This is a genomic window from Nocardiopsis chromatogenes YIM 90109 (assembly GCF_000341185.1).
GTDB classification, from domain to species: Bacteria; Actinomycetota; Actinomycetes; order Streptosporangiales; family Streptosporangiaceae; genus Nocardiopsis_A; species Nocardiopsis_A chromatogenes.
The window spans coordinates 53468-72470 of sequence record NZ_ANBH01000034.1 but is presented as its reverse complement, the minus strand read 5'-3'; the positions used below and the strand labels follow the sequence as shown (position 1 = coordinate 72470).

Below are 19003 nucleotides of genomic sequence, written 5' to 3'. Positions count from 1 at the left end.
CCCCCTCTCCCTTAGGAACGAAAAGCGTATGAACCCCCGCCAGCGACGCGGCCTCCTGCTGATGATCGTCGCCGGTATCGGCGCCGTCGCGGTCTTCCTGACCGTGGTCTCCTACGTGAACGGCATCAACCGGGAACTGGGCACCTACCGCTCGACCCTGCGGCTGACCCAGGACGTGTCGCCGTACCAGCCGATCACCGAGGACATGGTCGAGGAGCACCAGGTCCCCGCACGCTTCTTCGACGAGGAGACCTTCATCTCCAACCTGGACCAGGTGCTGGACCAGCCCGGCCGCACCCCGGTCTCCTCCACCTACATCGCGGAGGGGTCGCTTCTCCAGACCAGCATGGTGATCCCCGCCCCCGAGCTGGAGGCGGGCGAGCGGGAGATCGCCATCATGGTGAACGCCGAGACCGGCGTCGCCGGCAAGGTCAGCCGCCAGTCCCGGGTGGACATCTACGCCACCTTCCCCTCCGACGGGGAGGGCGACAGCTGTGCCACCCGCGTGCTCACCGACGTCGAGGTCCTGGAGGTCGGCCAGGTCGGCCAGAGCACCGACGAATCCGGTATGACCTCGGCGACCGTCCCGGTCACCTTCCGGCTCAACCCCGACGACAGCCTCCAGCTCACCTACGCCGAGGCCTTCTCCGCTTCGCTCCGGCTCGCGCTCCTCAGCCCTGAGGGCGCCGGCGACCCGGGCAACATCCAGTTCTGCAGCAGCGACCAGCAGAACCTCGAAGAGGAGGCCCAGGCCGACGACTCCGACGAGGAACAGCAGCAGGGCGCGCAGGGAGACACGAACTAGCCATGAGCCACAAGGTCATGATCGGCGTCCCCAGCCAGGAGCTGGAGACGTCGCTGACGGTTCGCTTCGACGAGCTCGGCGACTGCGAGATCGTCAGCATCCACCGGTCCTATGCCGAGCTCAGCGAGACACTCCGGTCCATGCCCGACCTCGACGTGCTCATCGTGCACGAGGACCTGGGGCCGCTGCCGGCGGTGGAGCTGATCCGCGACGTCGCGCGCAACCACCCCCAGCTGGCCATCCTGCTGATGGTGGAGGAGTCCGACCCGGAGGAGTTCACCCGGGTCATGGAGGCGGGCGCCCGCGGCGTGATGCTGCAGGACTGCACCATCGGCGAGCTCGACGCGCGCGTCGGCCACGCCGCGGAGTGGTCGCAGACGCTGCGCCGGCACTTCGAGGAGGCCAACGCCGACGTCCCGGCCTCCGGTCGGCGCGGCACCATCATCACCCTCACCGGGGCCAAGGGCGGAATCGGCACCACCACCCTGACGATCCAGCTCGCCCGTGCGGCCGCCCAGGCCGGGCGGTCCGTCTGCCTGGTCGACCTGGACCTGCAGAAGGGCGACATCCCGGGCTACCTGGACCTGAACCACCGGCGGAGCATCGTCGACCTGGTCCAGGCGGCCGACAGTATCAGCGGGTCGATGCTCGGCGAGACCCTCTACGTCCACCCCGAGGGCATGCACATCCTGTTGGCGCCCCGGGACGGAGAACGCGGCGAGGAGGTCACCGAGACCGTCGCCCGGCAGATCCTCGCCAGCCTGAACTCGCGCTACGAGCTGGTGATCGCGGACTGCGGCTCGTACATGACCGACGCCACGGCGATGGCCTGCGAACTGGCGCACACGTGCCTGGTGACGGCCACTCCGGACCTGCCCGCGCTGCGCGCGGGCCAGCGGCTGATCTCCATGTGGGAGCGGCTGCAGGTGCGGGAGAAGAAGAACGTCAAGGCGCTGCTGCTGCGGCACAGCCGGCAGAACGAGATCCAGCCGGACTTCGCGCGCAAGCTCATCGGCGTCGACCTCGTGCCGACGCCCGTGCCGTCGATCTTCCGCAGCCTCGAGGAGGCGTCGAACACCGGCGACCCGCGCCGGATCACCGACCAGAACCTCCTCAAGGCCTATAGCAGGATCGCCGCCGAGCTGGGCGTCCTGGAGGCCGCCCCCGAGCCGGACCTGGTCGCGCCGCAGGGCGCCCCCGAGGCCGACCAGATGCCCGAGGTCCCCCGGAAGAAGGGCCTCTTCGGAAAGGGCAAGGCGGACAAGGCGGCCAAGCCCAAGAAGGAGAAGAAGGAGCGGAAGAAGAAGCAGAAGACGGGGGACAAGGGCGCGCAGTTCGTCGAATTCGCCGCGCTGACCCCGCTGCTCCTCATGTCCGCCCTTCTCGTGTGGCAGGTGGTGCTGTACGGCATCACCAGCATGTACGCGGGCCACGCGGCCAACGAGGCCGCCCGGCAGGCCGCCGTCACCCCGAACGACCTGGGCAAGATCACCGGGGAGGCATCCAAGCGGGTCCGGGCCCCCTGGGACAACTCCGACACCTTCCATGTCGAGATCGATCACCGGGAGAACGGATCGTACGCCAAGGCGGTGCTGGCCATGCCGGTCGTGCTCCCCAACACGACCTCTTCCTGGGAAGTGTCCGGGGAGTCCCGAATCATCTACGAACGGTGACCGACGCCGGGGCGCACTGTCCCGGCACCGACGGTGACGGACCCAAGAAAGGCATGGTCATGGAGCTCTTCCGGTCGAGCCCCCCGCTCCTCCGCGGCCCCCGCCGCAGAAGGGACGACCGCGGTTCGCAGTTCCTCGAGTTCGCGGGCATCTTCCCGCTCCTGCTGATCATCGTGGTCATCGCGATGGAACTCTTCGCCTCGTTCCTGGCCATGGAGCGCCTGAACAACGCCGCGCGCACCGGGGCACGGGTCGCGGCCGATCAGGGGGTGCAAGCCGGCACGGACGCCGCGCGGGAATCCCTGCCCCCATGGCTCGACCAGGCGGAGATCACCTCGGGCTCGCAGGACGGATCCCGGTACGTCCAGGCCACGGCCGCCCCGCCGTTCATGTTCCCCGCCGCCGACCTCGGATTCGTGATCACGCGCCGCGTCGACATGCCCACACTCTGATCCGCCCGACCCGCACCAGCACCACGGAGCAGCCACCGCATGGCACTGCGCAACCGCCTTGATGAGAACTCCCGCCCCACCGATGTCAGAGACGACCGCAACAGCGTCACGCACTGGCGCCAGCGTCTGCTGACCGAGGTCAACCTGGAGGATCTCGCCAAGCTCAGCATGCAGCAGCGGCGGATCCGCCTGGAGAAGGTCGTGGGCCACCTCCTCTCCCGGGAGGGGCCGGTCCTGTCCGACCGGGAGCGGAGTGCGCTGATCCGCCGTGTTGTCGACGAAGCGCTCGGGCTCGGCGTGCTCGAACCGCTCCTCGCCGACGACAGCGTCACCGAGATCATGGTCAACGGGCCGGACACCATCTACGTGGAGCGCGCCGGCAGGGTCGAACGGATCGGCACCACCTTCGCCAGCGAGGCCCAGCTGATGCAGACGATCGACCGCATCGTCTCCCAGGTGAACCGCCGCGTCGACGAGTCCAGCCCCATGGTCGACGCGCGCCTGCCCTCCGGGGAGCGCGTCAACGTGATCATTCCGCCGCTGTCGCTGACCGGCGCCACGATCACCATCCGCCGCTTCCCCAAGCCGTTCACCATCCGGCAGCTCGCCGCCAAGGGGAGCCTGGACGAGCACACCGGCGCCCTGCTGGCGGCGCTGGTCCGCGCGCACTTCAACGTCATCATCGCGGGCGGCACCGGCAGTGGGAAGACCACATTCCTCAACGCCCTGTCCGCATTCGCGCCGAACAGCGAACGCATCATCACCATCGAGGACTCCGCCGAGCTCCAGCTCCAGCAGGAGCACGTGATCCGCCTGGAGTCCCGGCCCCCCAACATGGAGGGCGCGGGCCAGGTCACCATCCGCGACCTCGTCCGCAACTCCCTGCGCATGCGTCCCGACCGGATCATCATCGGTGAGGTCCGCGGCGCCGAGACCCTGGACATGCTGCAGGCCATGAACACCGGCCACGACGGCTCGCTGGCCACCGTGCACGCCAACTCGGCGGACGACGCCGTCTACCGCCTGCTCACGCTCGCCTCGATGAGCGAGGTCAAGATCCCCTTCGAGGCGATCCAGGACCAGATCAACGCGGCGGTGGACGTCATCGTGCACCTCGCCCGGTACGCGGACGGGTCGCGCAGGGTCGGCGAGATCGGCGTGGTCACCTCCAGCCGCCGGGAGCAGTTCCGGCTGACCCCGGTCCTGCGTTTCGACCCGCAGCCGATGGACGCCCAGGGCAAGGTCAACGGCTACTTCCACCGTTTCCCCCTGCCCGGCCCCGTCATCGAGCGCATCGTCAACGCCGGCGAGGTGGTCCCCTCCGTGTTCACCGAGCCCGCACACACCGTCGCCCATGGAGCAGTGAAGTGAGTCTCGACGTTCTGGCCCTCCTGTTGGCCGCACTGACCCTGGCCATCGGCGTCTGGGGTTTCCGTGAATGGGGGGTCGGCACCCTCGAGCGCAGGGAGCTGGCCTCCCGCGGCACCCTGGAGGAGGAGCTGGAGCGGCGCCGCCGCTCCCCGATGGCCCGCCTCGACGCCATGCTCCGTACGGCGGAGTTCGGCGTGAAGCTGGAACGGCGCCTGCGCACCGCCGGCCTGGAGATGAAGGTGTCGACCTTCGTCCTCTTCGTCGGCATCGCCTCGGTCGTGTCCGTCGTGTTCCTGTGGAGGGCCCTCGCCCCCGTCTTCGGCATCGTGGCCATCTTCGCCGTGGTCGCCGGGATCTTCGGCTACCTGAAGCGGCAGGAGGAGCGGCGCAAGGAGGCGTTCACCGCCCAGCTGCCCGAGCTCGCCCGCGTGCTGTCCAACGCCACACAGGCGGGGCTCGCCCTGCCCACGGCCATCGACATGGCCGCGGAGGAGCTCGACGACCCGGCAGGGGCGGAACTCCGCTACACCGCGCGCTCGATCCAGCTCGGCCAGCCCTTCGAAGAGGCGATCACGGACCTGCGCGAACGCATGCCGTCCCGGGAGATCGGCGTGCTGATCAGTACGCTCCTCGTCTCTTCCCGGTCCGGCGGTGCCCTGGTGAGCTCCCTGCGCAACATCTCGAACACGCTGGAGAGCCGGAAGGAGACCCGGCGGGAGATCAAGACGATCCTGGGCGAGTCGACGTCGACCGCGTACGCCATGCTCGGCATGGGCGTGGGGTCGTACTTCCTCATCAACACCCTGATGCCCGGCGCGATCTCGACCATGGCCCAGAGCACGGCCGGCCTCGTCATCATCCTGGTCACGATGGCGCTGTTCACGATCGGATTCATCGCCGTCCTGCGCATGACCAAGCTCGACTTCTAGCCCCTGCCCACGGAGTCCCCGATGTCGCTCTCCCTCCCCCTCATCCTGCTGATCGGACTCGCCTCGGCGCTGTGCGTGTGCGTGTTCGTCTGGGGTGTGCACCTCCTCACCGCGAAGGCGCAGGTAGCGGCCGATCTGACGACCGGCGCCCCGAAGAAGCCCATGGACGATGACGTCTTCATCCTCCACAAGATCACCCAGCGCATCGGGGCGCCGCTGCTGCCGGCCATCAAGTCCCGGCTGAGCGACACTCAGCTGGAGAAGCTGCACCAGCGGATCGAGAGCGCCGGACGCCCCGAGGGGCTCAACGTCGACCGCTACCTCTCCCGCAAGGCCGGAGAGGTGATCCTGTACGGCGGTGTGGCCATCGCACTGCTCATCCGCGGCTCCACGTTGTTCGCCCTCCTGGTCCTGGCCTTCACCTTCATGACGGAGATGCGCATCATCGCCGACCGGGCCCAGCGCCAGGAGCAGATCCAAAAGCAGCTCCCCGACTTCCTCGACGTGCTCGCCGTCACGGTGGGCTCCGGCCTGTCGTTCCGGCAGGCCCTCGCGCGCGTGTGCGAGTCGATGCCCGGCCTCCTCGCCAACGAGTTCCAGAACGCCCTGCGCCAGATGGACCTGGGTACGAGCCGCCGGGACGCTTTCAAGGAGCTGCGCAAGCGGAACAACAACGAATCCCTCGGCCGCTTCGTCACCGCCCTCCAGCAGGCGGAGGAACTGGGTGCCCCGCTCACCGACGCGCTGATGACGATCAGCAACGACATCCGCCGTGACGATGCCCAGTTCCTCCGGCGCAAAGCCCAGAAGGTCGCTCCCCGCGTCACCGGTGTCACCGCCGCGACCATGCTTCCCGGTCTGATCCTGGTGATCGGCGGCGGAATGTTCCTGGGGCTGGATGCCGACTTCAGCATGTTCGGAGGCGGGTGAGGCCCGTGATCGGAGTCGTACCCGCCACACTCCCCCGTCTCGCGGCACTGGTCAGATTCCTGCTCCAGCTGCGCATGCTGCTGTGCGCCATGGCGCTGTTGCTGATTCCCGCCGAACGCGTCACCAACGGCACGCTGGTGCTCGTGGTCGCGGTCGCCCTGTTGTCCGGGCTGGCCGCCCGCAACTGGGAGCGATTCGTCCCCTACCTGCGCTCGCACCCTCTCCTATCCGTCCTGGACATCCTCGGCACAGCGGCGATCCTCGTCCTGGACGGCCCCTCGGGACCGGCCTTCCTCACCACACTCATCTCGTCCGCGGTCGCCGGGATCCTCTTCGAGTGGCGGCATGCGGCCCTCGTGGTCGCCTTCCAGATCTTCAGCTACGCATGCGCGCTGCTGGGCTACGCCGCGGTCTCGGGCATGGACGCCCATGTCGAAGTCCTCACCTACCAGGCGCTGATCGTCCATCCTGCCCTCTACGCCATCACTGCCTACATGGGCATATTCATCCGGCGGATCCTCACCGAGCTCGCGAGCGAACAGGTCGCCCGGCACAGCGCCGAACGCGCAGCGGCCGCCGCGGAGGAGCGGGAACGGCTCGCCAGGGACATGCACGACTCGGTCGCCAAGACCCTCCGTGGCGCGGCCATGGCGGCTCAGGCCCTGCCCCTGTGGCTGAAGAAGGACCCGGAACGCGCCGAGGTCGTGGCCAAGCAGATCGTCGCCGCCTCCGACGCCGCGGCGGCGCAGGCACGGGAGCTGATCAGCGACCTCCGGGACCATGAGGACGACGACACCGGCATCCCCTTCGCCCAGGCGGTCGGAGGGGTGGTCGGTGAGTGGTCGAGGGCGTGCGGGATCCGGGCACATGTCTCCGGTGACCCCGCCCCGGCGGTGGAACCTTCGGGGGAAGCACGTCTGGAGGCGCTCGCCATCGTCAAGGAGGCCCTGACCAACGTGGAGCGCCACTCTGGCGCCGACACCGTCGAAGTGACCATCGGGACCGCTCCCGATGGCGGTGAGCGATCGACGTACAGCATCGCCATCACCGACGACGGCGTGGGGTTCCGGACACCCCCCGAGGACCTGATCCGCGCCGAACGCACCGGCAACGGCCACTACGGCCTGCTCGGAATGGTCGAGCGCGCTGAGCGCGTCGGCGGTTCACTCGTCTTCGCCTCCCCGGAGGACGGCGGCGGGGCCACGGTGACCCTGGCCGTCCCCGCCTCGGTCGGCCATGACCCCTCCCCCGCACCACAGGCGACCATGTGACCGCCGCCTCGTCTCGGCCCCCACCGGAACCGGCGATCCCCCTCCCGCATCTCAATCGGCGTAACCTGACATCACCAGCAGGAGTCCCCGTGACCTCCACTTCCCCCAACACCCCGGTCTCCTCCTCCGGGGCCATCTCCGTCCTCGCCGTCGATGACAACGTCATCGTGCGGACGGGCTTGGTCTCGCTTCTGGAGGCCGCCAACGGCATCACCGTCGTCGCGGAAGCCTCCAACGGTGCAGAGGCCCTGGAGCGCGCTCGAGAACACAACCCCGACATCGTGCTCCTGGACGTCCGGATGCCGGTGCGGGACGGCGTGAGCACGATCGATGAGCTCGCCGAGATCGCCAAGGTCATCATGCTGACCCACACCGAGGATGCGGACATCATCCGGACCGCCCTCCGCAAGGGGGCCGCCGGCTACCTCGTCCATGGGCACTTCAGCGCAGAAGAGCTTGAGCGCGCACTCACCGAGGTCGCGCATGGGACGGGTACCCCCCTGTCGCCCGTGGCGGCGACGGCGGCCCTGCAGGCAGTCAGGTCCGCTCAAGAGGATTCTCCGGCGCAGGTATCGCATTCGGATCTCGGATTGACGGAACGCGAGGCCGAAGTACTCGAAGCCATCTCGCGCGGGCTGAACAACAGGGTCATCTCGCAGGAGCTGTTCCTGACGGAGAAGACCGTGAAGAACCACATCAACCGCATCTTCCGAAAACTCGGCGTCACTACCCGTGCGGAGGCGATCGCCAGGTGGAACGGTGTCGGACCGAACACGGGGGCCCCTCGATGAGCCCCCTGGAGTTGGGCCCACGGACCCCCGCCGGGACTGGGCCCGCGCCGCCGAGAAGTTGGGCCCGCAGGCCCTAGGCTCCCGACGGCCCCACCCCGTAACTTTATGAGCGTCGCAAGGGCAAAAGCCCCGCCGGAGAAAACGGCGGAACAAGAAGGGGAATCAGAATGAGCCTCCGCACCAAGCTCGACGAGATCCGCGCCAAGCGCGAGGAGAAGAAGGACGACAAGGGTGCCGGTTTCGTCGAGTACGGGGCCATCATCCTTCTGGTCGCCGGCATCGTCGCCGCGATCTGGACCCTGGACGTCCCGGACACCATCGCCACGATGATCGACGACGCCGTCGGCAGCGTCGAGGAAGAGGCCGGCAACACGCCCGGTGGCGGCGGCCCGGAGAACCCCGAGAACCCGGAGAACCCCGAGAACCCTGAGAACCCGGAGAACCCGACCGAGAACTAAGCCCTCGGGATCGCTCTCCCGCCTTCCGGGGCATCGGATCGACGACAAGGAACGTCAAACGGGGGTGGGGCCGACGCCCCACCCCCGCTCCCCCGACATATGAATGCTTCGCGATGAGACTCATTCAGACGTCGCGTTTCGCCGACGAGCGAGGACAGGCCAGCCTGTACCTCCTCGTCGGCTTAGCGCTTTCCCTTACCGCCCTTGCCGTCCTGTTCATCCGTCTCGGTGAGGCGAACAATATGCGGTCCTCGGCCCAGTCCGCCGCGGACGCGGCAGCCCTGGCCGCGGCCGGCGACATCCAACACCGGGTCGCCGAGACCATCGCGGGCGGAAACCTGCCCTGGGGCGTGGGCTGGCAGGCCAGCAGCGGAAAAAGTGAGGCGGAGAAGTACGCGGACAAGAACAACGCCGACCTCACCGACATCCGCGCCAGCGACAACGATCAGGGGCGGCTGGGCAACTTCGTCCGCGTCGAGGTCAGAGGAAACGCCTGTCAGCGCGAGTTGCAGGACGACGGCAGCGTCCATTGGAACTTCCGTGAGTGCCCCGACAAGGAGGAGATCGAAGAGGCCGAGGAGCGGGGTGAGACGATCCCCGTTACAACCGGTAACGCCGCCGCGATCGCGCGCGTCAAGATACCCGACTGCCAGCTCGTCCCCATATTCGATTTCCTGGGGGTTCAGATCGGAAGCTACATCGCCTGCAGGGCCGCCGACAGCGGTGGCCCTTACAAGCGTATCTGGACCTATGGACAGGCCAAGGCCCTCACGGACATTGACCTTGTGGACCGTGAGGGGCAGTGGATCTACTCGGAACTGACCGGTGGTCCCGGCAGCGGCCGCTACCCCTGCGACGCCGTAGGCGGACAGAACATCACCCGCCAGATGTGCGCGACCCACGAAGCGATCATGGGCGAGTGGGGTGCGGTCTTCGAACGCTACGGCGTCGGCTGCTACCGCTCGCAGGAAGACGGAGGCGAGCATCCGCGCGGAAGGGCCTGCGACTACATGGTCTCCGCCAACGGGAATGTTCCCAGCGACGACCTCAAGCGGGGTTCGGACGCCGCGGCCCAGTGGATGATCGATAACCACGAGGAGCTCGACATCCTCTACATCATGTGGGACCACCACATCTGGAACCCCAGCCGCGACCCGGTCGGTGACTGGGACCAGGTCAAGCGTTGGGTCCCTGAACGGGGCGGAAACACCGTGAACCACATTGACCACATCCACGTGTCGGTCGCAAGTTAGCCCTGCCCGCCCACTCCACCTCCCTCTATCCCCGTCGGACCCCATCCGCTAGCCTCTAGCTGGTCTCACAGCTTTGCGCAAGAAGGGCTACACCATGCGCCTGAGCAGCACCAGCGGTCATCGCTCGTACAGGCTTCACCGCGTCCTCCCCTTAGCTGCGGCTGCGCTGATCACGACATCATGCGTCGCCGGTGGGGGCGAGGACGGATCCGGCGACGGCGGAGGCGGAGGCGGAAAGGACGGCGGTGGATCGTCGCCGAACGCCGATGGCGGACCACTCGCGTCGTCGATCGCCTCTTCGACGACCCTCGGAAGTGACCTACAACTCGACGTGAATTCCCTTGAGCGCCATGGAGGCGAAGTCGCGCTCCTCAGAATGACGCTCACCAATAACGGCGAAGAAGACGTCAAGGGTATCGATATCCTCCGTTATCCCTCACGCGCGGACGGTGCACCGTATTCGGCGAGCGGAGTGTCCCTTATCGACACGAAGAACTACCAGCGCTACCGGCCGCTCATGCGCGCAGGAGAGACGGACTGCCTGTGCGAGAGTTGGCAGGGGGATGTTCGCCGAATCGAGGCCGGCGACAGCCTGGACTTCTGGGTCGCCTTTCCTGCCCCGCCTGAGGACGTCACTGAGATGACGGTCAACACAACGGTGACGCCCGACATGCCGGCCGTGCCCATCAGCGAGGCCGCGGAGGTCGACCAGGAGATCGTCGACACTCCCGTCGACGACCCGCTCATTCTCGGCCTGAGATCACTGCAGGACGATCTCGGCGGCGACTCCTCGCGGGAGGAGACCGGCGACGAGACCTCCATCATGCTCTCGTCCGACGTTCTCTTCGAAGTGAACGAATCGGAGCTGACATCCGACGCCGATTCGGCTCTGGAGGAGGTCGCCGAGGAGATCGACGCCAGCGGTACCGAGTCGGTCAGGATCGACGGGTACACGGACGACACCGGCGATGACTCCATCAACGAGCCCTTGTCCGAAGACCGCGCGGAGGAGGTACGCGAACGCCTTGAGGAGTACACGGAGAGCAGCGGTCTGACCTTCGAGACGGCCGGACACGGTTCGAGCGACCCGGTCGCGAACAACGACACCGAGGAAGGCCGCCAGAAGAACCGCCGCGTCACCATCACCTTCGAGAAGTAGGTACCGACCATGAAGAAGCACTGGAAGAAGACTTCGGTCGCGGCCGCAACGGTGTTGACGACGTGCACACTGCTACCGACGTCCTCCTACGCCGATGAAGCCGAAGAGGACGGGCTCCCGGTCGTCGCCACATCCGAGGCCTCCGACACCAGCGACTATGAGGGCTCGAAGATCGAGGTCAACCAGGCCCAGCGTTCCGGTGACTCCGACTATGTCACCATCACGTGGACGATGACGATCACCGGCGACGCCGTGTTCGAAGCCAAGCACAACTCGAACAACCTCTACAGATACAACGACCGGAGCGTTTCCTCCGTGACGGTCACGGACGAGGCTTCAGAGGTCCGGTACCACCCGCTGCAGGACACCGACGGCTTCTGCCTGTGCACTGGAAACTTCTACCCGTCCAACTCCATCGAAGACGTTGAGGAGGGGCAGCCTGCGACTTTCTGGAACTCCTACATGATCCCCCAGGAGACGGAGAAGGTGTCACTGAGTGTTCCCGGCTTCGCCCCTGCCAAGGACATCCCCATCGAGTAGCCCCCTCCGAGATCGGTAAAGCATCATGACGCGGGACGTCGTTCGTCTTCTCCAACGAAGAACCAAGAATGACCACGGCGCTGTCCAGTTCTTGGAAGTCGGTGTGCTCGGCCTGCTCGCAGCGACCATCATCACCGCCGTCGTCCAGACGGACCCCAGCGGCCGGTTCAACAACTTGGTCCGCGAAATGGTGTGTCTCGTCGAGGGCCCCGAGTGCGACGGCAAGACCTGGACCGAGGTTGACCGGCCGAAGAAGCCGGAGGAGTACTCCTTCGGCACCCCGACGGGGGGACGGCCCGGCGACAACAAGGCCAACAAGAAGATCGGCCAGGAGTTGGCCGCCGAGCGCGGCTTCACCGGTCGCCAGTGGGAGTGCCTCGAGACGCTGTGGAGCCACGAGAGCGGCTGGAACCACAAGGCCGTGAACCCGAGTAGTGGCGCCGCGGGCATTCCGCAGCTTCTGCCCAGCGTGCACAATGTTCCTGCGGGCTTCATGGACAGCCCGGAGATCCAGATCGAGTGGGGCCTCGACTACATCGAGGGCCGCTACAACACTCCCTGCGAAGCCTGGGCTTTCTGGCAGAACCCCACGAACAGCCCTTCGGGGGCCAGCGCGAACTGGTACTGACGGCGCCATCCAGAATCATGCCGGTGAGGCCGGGGACTTCTCCCCGGCCTCATCTGTGTCGGGGCATCGGACCTCGCCCTTCCTTGCCCGTGGATCCGTCGGCGCGCTCACGTTCTCAGCTGTGCGTCGCTCGAGAGTCGGGCCGAACGAGGCTGTCGGGCCTGTGGACGAGACGGCGGGCGGCGCCGATCTGGCGCATGAGGCGCTGGAGGTAGGCGTACTGCAGGTCGGCACTCTCGTGACGGCCGAGCCGAAGGACGACGTGAACGCCCGGGGCCAGAGTCAGGAGCAGCTCACCGTCGTCGGTGTGGTCGAGGCGTGCCATGCCCGGCGTCGGGTCGGTGATCCGCACGGGTCCGTTCACCGGGACCACCCGCAGCGGTACACGGCGTGCCGGACCAGCTCCTCCTGAACCTCACCGCGCCCCAGGCACTTGGACAGGGCCATCAAAGCGTGGACGTCGCGCGCCTCGCGGCGGGCCGCCGCACGCTCGTGTGCGGCGAGGAATGGCCGGGCGCGGGATCGGGAGAGGCGTGCGAGGTACTGGTCGGTGGCGGCGAGCAGGGCGGCGAAGTCGTCGAGGTCGCGGCAGGAGAATCCGACGTCGTGACAGGAGTGCGCGGCGGTGAACAGCAGCGCGGTGCCGTCTGAGGTATAGCCCAGGCCCCAGCGGGTGTAACGCAGGGCGAGTTCCACGAAGCGGGAGTAGGAGTCGCCGTCGAGGCGAGGGACCGCGTAGGTGACGCTCATCGGAGTGCCCCCATGGGGCGGGCGGCGGTCGTAGCCGGAGTGGACATGGCTCCCCCAAGGGAGGTCGGGCCGCCGTGTGACGGCGGTGATGTGAGACGCCTCCGAGTTTGACTCTGTCAGATTGACTCGTCAACCTGGTTTCGTCAATCTGACAAAATTATCCCGATCTGCGAGGCCGCGCCCTATGATCGGCGTGGCAGCGACGAGCAGGAGCCTGAGGCGGATATGACCAACCGGCACAGCCCAACGATCCGCAGGCGCCGTCTGGCGCTGGAGCTTCGCCGTATGAGGGAGGCGGCAGGCTACACCGTAGAGCAGGCGCGCAAGGAGCTCGGCTGGTCGTCGGGGCGCCTCAACCACATGGAGGGCGGCAGGCTCTCACGCCCGGACGCCTCGGCGCTCCGGGACCTCATGAACCTCTACAGGGTGGACGACGATCAGCGCCGCGAGGCCATCCTCGCCCTGGGGCGTCAGTCCAAGGAGCGCGGTTGGTGGCACGAGTACGGGGACGTCTTCAATGATCTCTACGTGGCCTTCGAGGCCGAGGCGTCGGTGATCTCCTCGTATCAGCCGATCGTCGTCCCCGGGCTTCTGCAGACGGCCGACTACGCCGCGGCGACCGCCCGGGTCGTCCCTGCCAGGACCGAGGCCGAGATCGACCGGGCGGTCAGCGCCCGGCTGGAGCGCCAGAAGATCCTGCAGCGTGGCGACGCCCCCGACTTCAGAGCCGTCATCGATGAGAGCGCCCTGCTGAGGCTGGCGGCGATGCCCAAGGTCGCTCGGGGGCAGTTCCGCCACCTCATCGAGCAGGCCGAAGCAGTCAACACTGTCACGGTCCAAGTGCTGCCGATCTCCGCGGGACTCCACGCCTCGACGCACGGATCCATGGTCATCCTCGACTACGCCGAGGACCTCGACCCGTCGATCGTGTACCTGGAGACCCGTACGGAAGGGCTGTATCTGGAGGAGCCAGCGCAGGTGGCGGGGTATCGGACGGCCTTCGAGCACGTCTGTATGGACGCCCTCTCCAAGGCCGACTCCGCGGCGTACCTGCGAAGCTTCATCGAATAGGCGAGGAGGACGGATCCGATGCTTCACTTCCGAAAGTCGAGCTACAGCGTCAATGAGAGCGCATGTGTCGAGATCGCCGACACCCCTGGGGCGTGCGCCGTACGCGACACAATGAACCGGCAGCAGGGCCACCTGGAGTTCCCGAGCGCCGAATGGACGGCGTTCCTAAGAACCCTGGACCTCGACCACTAGACCACTCACCCCCTGGGGCCCGGCCTACCGGCCGGGCCCCAGGCTGTCCGTTCAACGCACTCGAGCCCAGCAGGTATGCGACCTCAGTTAGCTCCCCCGAACAAGTACGGTGCTGAGGATGGGCACATCATCCGCCGAGGAGCTCTTCTCTTGGCTTTCCACGAGGAAGGTCGAGGACATCGTCATCCCCGGCTACATAGACCGGACGCTCCACGAAGAGAAGCCATTCCTCAACGTGTGGAACACCAGCCTGTACGTGGTCACCGACGATGGGATGCTGCGCATCGAAGACCGGCGGGCGCACGGCCGACTTCACGTGTCCAGGACCGACGACCTCAACGACGCCGAACAGGACCTCGACGAACGCGTACTGAACAGGGAGTACGGGGAGGAGTTCATGCCTGTATCCCTGGAGTGGCAGCTCCTCGCCGACGGGCGCGACTTCAACACCCTGACCCGGGCCAGGTACGCGGCGGGACCGGCTTCCAGCCCTCAACAGGGCGTGGTCGACTGCCTGGAGCTTATCTTCGACGACTGCTGCTGTCTGTTCGTGGCCTCAGAGTGGGACGGCCTCAGCATCGGCACCCACGGCGCCTTCGACCGCTGGACCGAATACCTGCATGAGGACCCCGAGAGCCTGCACCGCCAAGTGGAGTGGATCCCTCCTACCCACGCGCACTGAGCTCAGCGAGTCGGTTTCTCGCGCTCGCCGGGGCGAACGCGAAGCTCACCAGGCTTCCTGGATTCCACCATCTTGATCCGGTCACCGACGGCATCTGTGCACACACGACCGGAAACGGCCAACTGCGTCCCCACTGGTCGAACGGCCACCAATTGCCCCCTGGGCCCAGATTGGGCCCCAGGGCCCAAGCCTGCGCCGTCAACCTTCCGTAGCGTCTCCAGGACGCTTGGCGACGATTCCTTGCCAGGTCCTGCATTGTTGCACCAACGCCGATCACCAGGAGACCTCTCAGCCGTGCGCCCTCTCCCCCGTGCCCTGAAGGCGGCTCGCATCCTGCTGTTCTTCTACGCCGCCGTCGTCGCGCTGCAGGTTGTCGGCGGGCTGATCATCAGCCATTTGAGCCCTGAGATCCTCGCCGTGCTCACTTGGGTCGCGATACCCGGGATCATCGCCCTCACCCTGGCCCTGCGCATCCCGCAGGGCGGCCGCCTACTACTGATCATCTCTGTGGTCTTCATGTCCCTCCTCATCCTGGGGGCGCTGGGCCGGATCGGTTTCGGCGACCCCCAGGGCCTGATCAACCTCGTATTCCCCACCGCGGTGTTGGTCCTCATGCTCCGCAGGTCCTCGCGGAACCACCTGTCTTCCTGATCCCCTGCTGCCCCGGTTCCCATCCCCTCAGGTGCTCTGGTGCTACGTAGAATCCACAACCCCGAACGCGGCGCGAACGCGGTCGAATACGCCGCTGTCATCCTGCTCATCGCCGCCATCCTCAGTGTGCTGATGGATCTGCGCACGGCCGACCGAATCGCGTCGCTCCTGCAGAACTCTGTGGACAGCGTCTCCGACGCCCAGGCCGACGGAGGTGGTGATGACGCCACGCCGTCGCTCGCAGGCGAGGACTCCAACGACATGAATGTCCCGACGAGCACCGCCCCCCATGAAACCGACGGCTCCTCCGCACATCCAACGGACGGCGCCGACTCCGACAACGCGTTGTGGGATGGGAAGTCCCCGGTCTACGAGTACGTCCTGAGTGACGCACCACCGGACGACGGACTCTATCTGGCGCCGGGCGATGAACTTTCCCCTGAACCGCTTGAACCGCTGGGCGAGATCAATCCCGATGACCCATTTCTAGAGCGCTTCCTGGACGCCATGATTACCGCCGTCGTCGGTGACATGGCTGGGGCCATCGAAGGCCTGTGGGCCCTCGTAACAGACGCTCCGCAGGCGGTTGCCACCCTCATCCAGTCGATCCAGGAGGACCCTTGGGGGCTTCTGGTCAGCCAGGAGCTTCGGGAGGCGTTCTCTGAAGGCGATTGGGCCCTTGTACTCGGCTATGGGCTGTGGGAGTTCGGTACCCTGCTCGCTGTGGGCGCCGGGATCGCGCTCAAGATGCTCCGAGTACTGAGCAAAGTCCCAGACGGCGGCAAACTTCCTGGAACCCCCGATTCCTCACCAGACAAGGGAAACAGCTCCGACCAAGGCGGTGGAGAGAAGGACGAAGGCAGCAAGGACGAGGAGTCGAAGGAGGAGAAGGACTCCCCCTGCGAGTCCAACAGCTTCGCCCCGGGCACCGGTGTCCTCATGGCCGACGGCTCCACGGCCCCGATCGAGAGCATCGAGGTCGGCGACGAGGTCTGGGCCTTCGATCCTCTGACAGCGGAGGAGGGTCCACGCCCCGTCACGGCCACCATTGAGGGCCAGGGCGAGAAGACACTCGTCGACATCACCGTCAAGAACGAGGACGGAACAGCCGCAACGGTGACCGCGACCGCGGGACACCCCTTCTGGGCCCCCGCCCGAGCCGAGTGGGTCAATGCCACCGAGCTGCAGTCCGGCGACCGGCTTCGCACCTCAGCGGGCGCCTGGACACAGGTAAGTAGAACTCGGGAACAAGTCTTTGAAGGGCAGCGCGTATACAACCTCACAGTAGACGGCCTGAGCACCTATTACACTGTGTTCGGTTCAGCATCAGTGCTCACACACAACTCGGGGTGCCCGCCGACCCACACTACCGACCCTCAAGGCAACACGGTCAAGCTCCCCCAAGTAAATACCAAGATTAGCACCCAAAAGCAAAATCGACACATCCTGGGAGGAAAAGGACACAGCAATGGCGGCTACTTGAACTCCCACGCCGACGCCCAGGCGGTACTTGATGCCTACCACAGCGGAAATGCCAGGGTAATCGGCACCACAAAGGCCGGACACATCAAGATCGAAGTTAAGTCGGTCACCGGTTACGATAACAACCCGCGCATGGGGCGAAAAGATGTTCCCACTCATACCTTCCTCATCAAAGGGACCAAAAGCCCCAGTATCGTCCCCACGGCCCCATAGGTAGCTTCATGAATAGTGACGAACTGGAATTCGAGAACGAGGCAACACTCAACCTTGTACAAGCACAACTAGGATTGATCTCGAAGAACATTGTGGCAGTAGCACTCCGGGCCAAAAAAGAAGAGGATTCACTTGAACTAATATTCTGGGTGCACGAGAAAACCGATGAACTAGAAGATGATATCGAAGAAATAATATTTGACCTAGACGCCCTTTATGGCGGGGAGTCTCCATACATCAAAATAACAATTAATTCCGGCTACCAAACTTCTGATAAGGTAAAACCCTGTGGTCGAATGGTCTACTGGGCTAAGAAGTGAGACGGCTTGGTGCCGATAAACCCGTCAAAGGCGACACGCCCCATCACGTCTCGCTCTCTCATTCCCTGTTTCGACATGACGAGTCGAGCAACTCCTCCACTACACCGTATTTATTCCGGGGCACCAAGAAGCGCTTCCGCCGAGGGGTTCTCGGACATTGGGGCGGCGAAGAAAGACCTCCTCGCCCCTACTCCGGAGCGGTCACGCTGACCCGCACGGCGCCCGTCGCGGCGCCCTCTTCCTCTGGTGACTCCGGGGCGGAGACGGTCACTTCTTCGATGGTGCCGGTGTGGCCGGTCTCCAGGGTGAAGGTGTCACCCGCCTCGCCCTCGACGTACTCCTCGGCGTCGGAGTTTCCGGCGTCGGCCTCAGGGGCGAAGGACAGCCGGGTCGTCCCGTCGTCGATGGACAGCACACCGATGCGCTGCCCCACCGCGGACCCCTGAGTTCCCTGCGCGATGGTCAGCGTCTCCTCAGCGCCCGGGCTCGGGGACGGCGGCGGCTGATTGGGGTCGTAGGGCTCCTCAGTGGAGGAGTCCACCGTCGACAGAGCTGGCGGCTCCTCCCCTCCCCCTCCGTCGGAGCATCCGGCGGCGAGCGGCAGCAGCACCCCGCAGGCGCTCAGGGCGAACACGGCGAGCCGAGTACCGTCCATCGGCGTCATCCCCCTCCGTCTCTGATCGGAGTCGACCGGTCTCGGCTCCGGTGTCGCTAACCCGCCGGTCGGACGTGGGCACGGATGAGGCGGTAGCGCACGAAGTGCAGCTCCCCCGCCGTGTCAGGCGTCCGGAAGTCCAGGCGGACCTTGCCCATGAACTCTCCGGTCTTCTCGCATGAGCCTCCGGCCTTGCCGACCGCCTCCTCTGCGAGGGGGACGTTGACCAGGGACAGGTCGGCTCCCGGAGGAAGGTCACCGGGCATGGGCACCGGCCCGCCAGGCGGTTCGATCGCGATCTCGGCTACCTGTCCTGCCGCGGCCCTGACGCGGACGGGGCCTTCCTCCGAGGTCCAGCCCTCCTCGGCCTCATGGCCGGTCAGTGCCGCCGCCTCGGCCGCGGGCATGCCCAGCATGAAGGGGTCGTAGAAACCCGTGGAGACCAGTTCCGCGATCGCCCGGACCGCCTTGGGGTAGGCCGAACGCCCGTGCGGCGGCACCGGGACCGGGGTGAACTCGGCCAGCCCCGCCCCACCCGGCGGCGGCGCGTAGGAGTTGGTCTCCGCCGAGGCCGACCCGGCCAGGTCCTCACCGTCGCGCCAGATGGAACCGCACTCACCGCACACCCAGAGGCACTCGCCTGTGCGCTCCGCGCACTCCTTGCCCAGGTCGATCGACCCGCACTCGTTGCACCGCTGCATCNCCCCTGCCGCCCCCCTTCCACCCG

The 19003-nt window shown here is 66.4% G+C and carries 23 protein-coding genes; 19 read left to right on the top strand and 4 right to left on the bottom strand.

Annotation, left to right across the window (positions count from 1 at the left end):
* The first annotated feature begins 28 nt into the window (after positions 1-28).
* The 13 genes from cpaB to D476_RS31930 all read left to right on the top strand — a co-directional run bounded on the left by cpaB (position 29) and on the right by D476_RS31930 (position 12260).
* Positions 29-805 (top strand): Flp pilus assembly protein CpaB, encoded by a 777-nt coding sequence (gene cpaB, locus D476_RS0103290; protein ID WP_017622558.1) that lies wholly within the window; start codon positions 29-31, stop codon positions 803-805.
* Positions 806-807: 2 nt separating this feature from the next.
* Positions 808-2478, top strand: a complete 1671-nt coding sequence (locus D476_RS0103285) for an AAA family ATPase (protein WP_017622557.1) — start codon at positions 808-810, stop codon at positions 2476-2478.
* Between the two features lie 59 nt (positions 2479-2537).
* The gene (locus D476_RS0103280; protein WP_026123186.1) at positions 2538-2930 is read left to right on the top strand and encodes a TadE/TadG family type IV pilus assembly protein; all 393 of its coding nucleotides are present in this window, start codon (positions 2538-2540) and stop codon (positions 2928-2930) included.
* A 39-nt stretch (positions 2931-2969) separates the two neighbouring features.
* Positions 2970-4301, top strand: coding sequence for a CpaF family protein (locus tag D476_RS0103275; protein ID WP_017622555.1), 1332 nt, complete (start codon positions 2970-2972; stop codon positions 4299-4301).
* Positions 4298-5230 (top strand): type II secretion system F family protein, encoded by a 933-nt coding sequence (locus D476_RS0103270; protein WP_017622554.1) that lies wholly within the window; start codon positions 4298-4300, stop codon positions 5228-5230. The genes D476_RS0103275 and D476_RS0103270 overlap by 4 nt, the downstream gene beginning before the upstream one ends.
* A 21-nt stretch (positions 5231-5251) precedes the next feature.
* Positions 5252-6160 carry a type II secretion system F family protein gene (locus tag D476_RS0103265; protein WP_017622553.1) on the top strand — a complete coding sequence of 303 codons (909 nt, stop codon included), beginning with the start codon at positions 5252-5254 and terminating at the stop codon, positions 6158-6160.
* A gap of 5 nt (positions 6161-6165) precedes the next feature.
* Positions 6166-7431, top strand: a complete 1266-nt coding sequence (locus tag D476_RS0103260; RefSeq protein ID WP_017622552.1) for a sensor histidine kinase — start codon at positions 6166-6168, stop codon at positions 7429-7431.
* Between the two features lie 89 nt (positions 7432-7520).
* Positions 7521-8222 (top strand): response regulator, encoded by a 702-nt coding sequence (locus tag D476_RS0103255; protein WP_017622551.1) that lies wholly within the window; start codon positions 7521-7523, stop codon positions 8220-8222.
* 167 nt (positions 8223-8389) lie between these two features.
* Positions 8390-8680 (top strand): hypothetical protein, encoded by a 291-nt coding sequence (locus D476_RS0103250; protein ID WP_017622550.1) that lies wholly within the window; start codon positions 8390-8392, stop codon positions 8678-8680.
* Between the two features lie 113 nt (positions 8681-8793).
* Positions 8794-9933 (top strand): pilus assembly protein TadG-related protein, encoded by a 1140-nt coding sequence (locus D476_RS0103245; protein ID WP_026123185.1) that lies wholly within the window; start codon positions 8794-8796, stop codon positions 9931-9933.
* A 94-nt stretch (positions 9934-10027) separates the two neighbouring features.
* Entirely contained in the window at positions 10028-11092 is a 1065-nt protein-coding gene (locus D476_RS0103240; RefSeq protein ID WP_239648584.1) for an OmpA family protein, read from the top strand.
* A gap of 9 nt (positions 11093-11101) precedes the next feature.
* A complete protein-coding gene (locus D476_RS0103235) occupies positions 11102-11632 on the top strand; it encodes a hypothetical protein (RefSeq protein ID WP_017622548.1) in 531 nt (176 codons plus the stop codon).
* A gap of 103 nt (positions 11633-11735) precedes the next feature.
* On the top strand, positions 11736-12260 hold the full coding sequence (locus D476_RS31930) for an aggregation-promoting factor C-terminal-like domain-containing protein (protein ID WP_017622547.1): 525 nt from the start codon (positions 11736-11738) through the stop codon (positions 12258-12260).
* Positions 12261-12375: 115 nt separating this feature from the next.
* Here D476_RS31930 and D476_RS0103225 read toward each other — a convergent pair whose 3' ends face one another.
* Positions 12376-12624 (bottom strand): hypothetical protein, encoded by a 249-nt coding sequence (locus D476_RS0103225; RefSeq protein ID WP_152529199.1) that lies wholly within the window; start codon positions 12622-12624, stop codon positions 12376-12378.
* Entirely contained in the window at positions 12621-13010 is a 390-nt protein-coding gene (locus D476_RS0103220) for a hypothetical protein (protein ID WP_017622545.1), read from the bottom strand. The genes D476_RS0103225 and D476_RS0103220 overlap by 4 nt, the downstream gene beginning before the upstream one ends.
* 225 nt (positions 13011-13235) lie before the next feature.
* Here D476_RS0103220 and D476_RS0103215 point away from each other — a divergent pair, with 225 nt between their 5' ends.
* From D476_RS0103215 to D476_RS37210, 6 genes are all read left to right on the top strand, one after another.
* The gene (locus D476_RS0103215) at positions 13236-14081 is read left to right on the top strand and encodes a helix-turn-helix domain-containing protein (protein ID WP_017622544.1); all 846 of its coding nucleotides are present in this window, start codon (positions 13236-13238) and stop codon (positions 14079-14081) included.
* Positions 14082-14099: 18 nt separating this feature from the next.
* Complete coding sequence (locus D476_RS35960; protein ID WP_017622543.1) at positions 14100-14273, top strand: DUF397 domain-containing protein; 174 nt, start codon at positions 14100-14102, stop codon at positions 14271-14273.
* A gap of 118 nt (positions 14274-14391) precedes the next feature.
* A complete protein-coding gene (locus tag D476_RS0103205; RefSeq protein WP_040725088.1) occupies positions 14392-14955 on the top strand; it encodes a hypothetical protein in 564 nt (187 codons plus the stop codon).
* A gap of 294 nt (positions 14956-15249) precedes the next feature.
* Positions 15250-15606: a hypothetical protein gene (locus D476_RS0103200; RefSeq protein ID WP_017622541.1), complete on the top strand. Its 357-nt coding sequence runs from the start codon at positions 15250-15252 to the stop codon at positions 15604-15606.
* A 39-nt stretch (positions 15607-15645) separates the two neighbouring features.
* Positions 15646-17301 carry a polymorphic toxin-type HINT domain-containing protein gene (locus D476_RS0103195; RefSeq protein ID WP_017622540.1) on the top strand — a complete coding sequence of 552 codons (1656 nt, stop codon included), beginning with the start codon at positions 15646-15648 and terminating at the stop codon, positions 17299-17301.
* A gap of 8 nt (positions 17302-17309) precedes the next feature.
* Positions 17310-17621, top strand: coding sequence for a hypothetical protein (locus tag D476_RS37210; protein ID WP_152529198.1), 312 nt, complete (start codon positions 17310-17312; stop codon positions 17619-17621).
* Positions 17622-17808: 187 nt separating this feature from the next.
* On the opposite strand, the gene D476_RS0103190 is transcribed toward D476_RS37210, so the two are convergent.
* Entirely contained in the window at positions 17809-18276 is a 468-nt protein-coding gene (locus D476_RS0103190; RefSeq protein ID WP_152529197.1) for a hypothetical protein, read from the bottom strand.
* Between the two features lie 56 nt (positions 18277-18332).
* Entirely contained in the window at positions 18333-18977 is a 645-nt protein-coding gene (locus D476_RS0103185; RefSeq protein WP_017622538.1) for a hypothetical protein, read from the bottom strand.
* Positions 18978-19003 lie beyond the last annotated feature (26 nt).